General features: G+C 70.7%; 2 protein-coding genes. Both read right to left on the bottom strand.

The window, feature by feature from the left end; genetic code table 11:
- Positions 1–2009: type I polyketide synthase (locus AOK08_RS39010; RefSeq protein WP_157876986.1), on the bottom strand; the 2009-nt coding region annotated here is incomplete at its 3' end.
- 187 nt (positions 2010–2196) lie between these two features.
- A partial coding sequence (locus tag AOK08_RS39005; RefSeq protein ID WP_157876985.1) for an SDR family NAD(P)-dependent oxidoreductase occupies positions 2197–4557 on the bottom strand: 2361 nt, incomplete at its 5' end.

The raw sequence follows: 4557 nt of genomic DNA, 5'->3' as shown, positions 1-4557 counted from the left end.
CCGGCAACATGGGCAGCGGCGATCTCCCCCACCGAATGACCCACCACGAACCGCGGCACCACACCCCACGACTCCACCAACCGGAACGCCGCCACCTCAAACGCGAACAACCCCGCCTGAGCCCACACCGTCCGGTCCAGCAAGTCCCCGTCCGGGGCCCACACCACCGATGTCAGCGGCTCCCCCAGCAGCGGGTCCAGCACCTCACACACCGCATCCCACGCCCCCGCGAACACCGGGAACGCCTCATACAGACCCCGCCCCATACCCAACCGCTGCGCACCCTGACCCGAGAACAACACAGCGCACGAAGCAGAGTCGGCCACACCCCGCACCACACCCGGAGCCGATTCACCCGCCGCCACCGCGCCCAGCCCCGCCAACAGCTCAGCGCGATCCCGGCCCGACACCACCGCCCGATGCTCGAACACCGACCGACCACTCGCCAGCGAGAACCCCACATCCACCAGGTCCAACGCCTCATCAGCCTCAACACGCGCACGCAACCGCGCCGCCTGCCCCCGCAACGCCACCTCACTGCGCCCCGACACCGGCCAGGAAACAGAAACCGGACCCGCCACCGACCCAGGCTCGCCCTCCCCGCTCCGGCCGATCTCCTCGGGGGCGGGACCCTGCTCGAGAATGACGTGCGCGTTGGTACCACTCACCCCGAAGGCGGACACACCCGCCCGGCGCGGGCGGTCGGCCTCCGGCCACTCCCGCGCCTCCGTCAGAAGCTGGACAGTGCCGGACGACCAGTCGACCTGGTTCGACGGCTCATCGACGTGCAGAGTGGCCGGCAGCACGCCGTGGCGCATCGCCTCCACCATCTTGATCACACCAGCCATGCCGGAAGCAGCCTGGGTATGACCGATGTTCGACTTCACGGCACCGAGCCACAGCGGCTGGTCCGCACTGCGCTCCTTGCCGTACGTCGCGAGCAGGGCCTGCGCCTCGATGGGATCCCCGAGACGGGTGCCCGTGCCGTGTGCCTCGACGGCGTCGACCTCGGCCGCCGGGACACCCGCGGCGGCCAGGGCCTGGCGGATCACGCGCTGCTGCGACGGACCGTTGGGAGCCGTCAGCCCGTTGCTCGCGCCGTCCTGGTTGACCGCGCTGCCCCGCACCACCGCGAGCACCTGGTGACCGTTGCGTACCGCGTCGGACAGCCGCTCCACCAGCAGCACACCCGCGCCCTCACCCCAGCCCGTACCGTCCGCACCCGATGCGAACGCCTTGCACCGGCCGTCGGCGGCGAGTCCCCGCTGCCGCGAGAACTCCACGAACACCCCTGGCGTGGACATCACGGCCACACCGCCCACCAGCGCGAGATCGCACTCGGCCGCCCGCAGGGCCTGTACGGCGAGGTGCAGCGCGACCAGGGAGGACGAGCACGCCGTGTCAACGGTCACCGCCGGGCCCTCCAGGCCCAGGGTGTACGAGACCCGGCCGGAGAGCACGCTGGCCGCGGTGCCGGTCAGCAGGTAACCCTCGGCGCCCTCCGGGATCTCGTCCAGTCCGAGGCCGTAACCGAGGATGGAGGCCCCGACGAAAACGCCGGTACGACTGCCGCGCAGCGAGCCGGCTTCGATGCCCGCCCGCTCCACGGCCTCCCACGAGGCCTCCAGGAGCAGCCGCTGCTGCGGGTCCATCGCCAGCGCCTCACGCGGGCTCAGGTCGAAGAAGGCGGGGTCGAATTCATCGGCGTCGTAGACGAATCCGCCTTGGCGGGTGTACGACGTGCCGTGGTTTTCCGGGTCCGGGTGGTAAAGCCCTTCCAGGTCCCAGCCGCGGTTGGCGGGGAAGTCCGATATCGCGTCGCCGCCCGACGCCACCATGTTCCACAGTTCCTCGGGCGAGGTCACCCCACCCGGGAACCGGCAACTGGTCGCCACGATGGCGATCGGTTCCTGGGCCTTCTGCTCGTTCTCACGCAACCGGAGGCGAGTCTTGTACAGATCCACCGTGACGCGCTTCAGGTGTTCGCGAAGCTGCTCTTCGTTCGACATATCAGTCAACCTCCGTCGCGCAGGGCGCGGTCGCTCGGGGAGCTCGATCGCACCGGGTGCGAGAACCGCAAAGAAAGGGGGGAGAGTTCAGGGAAATACGTGATGTCGTGACGTATGCGTGAATAAGGGACCACGCGGGGCCGTACTTCCCTGAACGGAGACGTACGGGGTGAGTAGGGAGGAGAGGTCAGTCCAGCTCTTTGCTGATGAAATCGAAGATCTCGTCGTCCGAGGCTCCGTCGAGAAGCAGCTCGACGTCCGGGCCGAGTCCCGCCGCCGAACCCGTACCAGTGGCACCGACGAGGGCCGAGCCACTGTGGCCGGCGTCGGCCATTCGGGCGACGAGTGCCTGGAGGCGAGCGGTGATGCTCGACCTGGTCTCGGCATCGAAGTCGGTGGCCGCGGCGGACCAGGCGAGTTCCAGCTTGCCCAGTTCGGCGAGGACCGGTTCGGCGTCCGACCCGTCGCCGAGCAGCTCACCGAGCAGATGACGGCCGAGGATGTCAGGAGTCGGATGGTCGAAGACGAGACTGGTGGGCAGGGCAAGGCCGGTGGCGGCGCCGAGCCGGTTGCGGAAGTCCACCGCTGTCAGGGAGTCGAAGCCCAGTTCGCGGAAAGGCCGTTCGCTCTTCACTGAGTCCGATCCCGTGTGTCCCAGGACCAGTGCGGCATGGGTACGCACCAACTCCGTGATTTTCCGCAGCCGTTCGGGGGCCGGCAGAGCCGACAGGGTGTCCCGGAGCCGCTGCCGTTCCTCGACCTGCTCCTCGGTGTCGGCCGCCGGGTCCGCCGTCAAGGCTCGCTGGGCGTCGGCGAGTTGGAGGAACAGCGGGCTGGGACGGGACATCGTGTACACAGGGGCGAATCGCTCCCAGTCGATGTCGGCCACCACCAGCTCCGTCTCGTCGTCCGCCAGTGCCTGGCGCAGTGCTTCGACGGCGAGTTCGGGTGCCATGGTCGGGATACCCCGGGTCCGCAGATCCTCCCCGGTACGGCCGGTGGCCAGCCCGGCGTCGGCCCAGGCGCCCCAAGCGACGGAGGTGCCGGTCAGACCGCGACGGCGCCGCCCTCGCACCAGTGCGTCCAGGAAGGCGTTGCCCGCCGCGTACGCGGCCTGCCCGCCGCCGCCCCAGACGCTGGAGATCGATGAGTAGCACAGGAACACGTCCAGCGGACGGTCCCCGAACAGTTCGTCGAGGTTGCGGGCACCCGACACCTTCGACGCGACGACCCGCGCGAACTCCGGTACGTCCATCGCCGCCAGCTCGACGAGCTGCCCGACGCCGGCCGCGTGCACAACGCCCCGGATCCGCGACCCGGCGGACTCGTCCGCGTCGAGGTCCGCGACCAGTGCGGCCAGCGCCGCGCGGTCGGCGACGTCACAGGCGGCGATGGTCACCCGGGCGCCCAGCTCTTCGAGTTCGGCGCGGAGCGCCGGGGCCGCCGGGGCGTCGGGGCCGCTACGGCTGATCAGTACGAGGTGTTCGGCGCCCGAACGGGCCAGATCTGCCGCGAGCCGACCGCCGAGACCACCCGTTCCCCCGGTGACGAGGTAGGTGCCACGGGCCTGCCACTTGGCGGCGGAGGTGGCGGCGCTCCGCGGTCGCGGGGCGCGGGTCAGGCGGCGAGCGTAGAGGCCGGAAGACCGGATGGCGAGCTGGTCCTCGTACGCGGTACCGGTCTGCCCCCCGACCTGCCCGTCGGTCGGCAGACCGGCGAGTGCGGCGGCGAGGCGGTCGAGGACGCGCTGCTCGTGCGACTGCGGTGCGCCCGCTACCGATACGTCCGATTCATCGGCTGTCCCGGGCTTCATCGGTACGTCGATGAGGCCGCCCCAACGGTCGGGGTGCTCCAGCGCCGCGACGATACCCATGCCCCAGACCTGGGCCTGGTCCGCGTCGACGTCATCATCGGGAGTGACGGAGACCGCACCCCGGGTCAGGCACCACAGCGGGGCCTGGATCCCGGCGTCACCGAGCGCCTGGGCGAGCGTCAGGGTGCCGATGGCACCGGCCGACACCTGCGTCGCGTCGGGGTCCTGGGCCAGGGCGAGCAGCGACAGTACGCCGGTGGGCGCGTCGTCCGCCCCCGCGAGGGCATCCCGTATCCGGTCGGCCAGTTCAGCGCGGGTGGCGCCGAGGGCGTCGGCCTCCAGGCGGACGACCGCTGCCCCGGACTCGGTGAGCCGACGGACGGAGGCGTCCGTCCAGTCGTGTGCGGAACCGTCGGAGGGGGTCACCACCAGCCAGGTTCCGGCCGGCCCGACCACGTCGTCGCCGGTCTCTCCGGTGAGCGGCGTCCACGTCACCTTGTAACGCCAACGCTCCAGCGCGGACTGCTCGTTGAGTCGCTCCCGCCAGGACGACAGGGCGGGCAGCACGGCATCCAGCGACCCCTGACCCACACCGAGTTCATCGGCGAGTTGCTCGCGGTCCGTCTCCGCCACGATCCGCCAGAAGTCGGCGTCCACCCCGCTCTTCGCATCGGTCACCGCGTCGAGCCGCTGCTCGAGCGGCCAGTAGTGCGCGTGCTGGAAGGCGTAGGTCGG

The sequence above is a fragment of the Streptomyces graminilatus genome, from assembly GCF_001418565.1.
Taxonomy (GTDB): domain Bacteria; phylum Actinomycetota; class Actinomycetes; order Streptomycetales; family Streptomycetaceae; genus Streptomyces; species Streptomyces graminilatus.
This window is presented reverse-complemented; position numbering and strand designations above follow the sequence as displayed.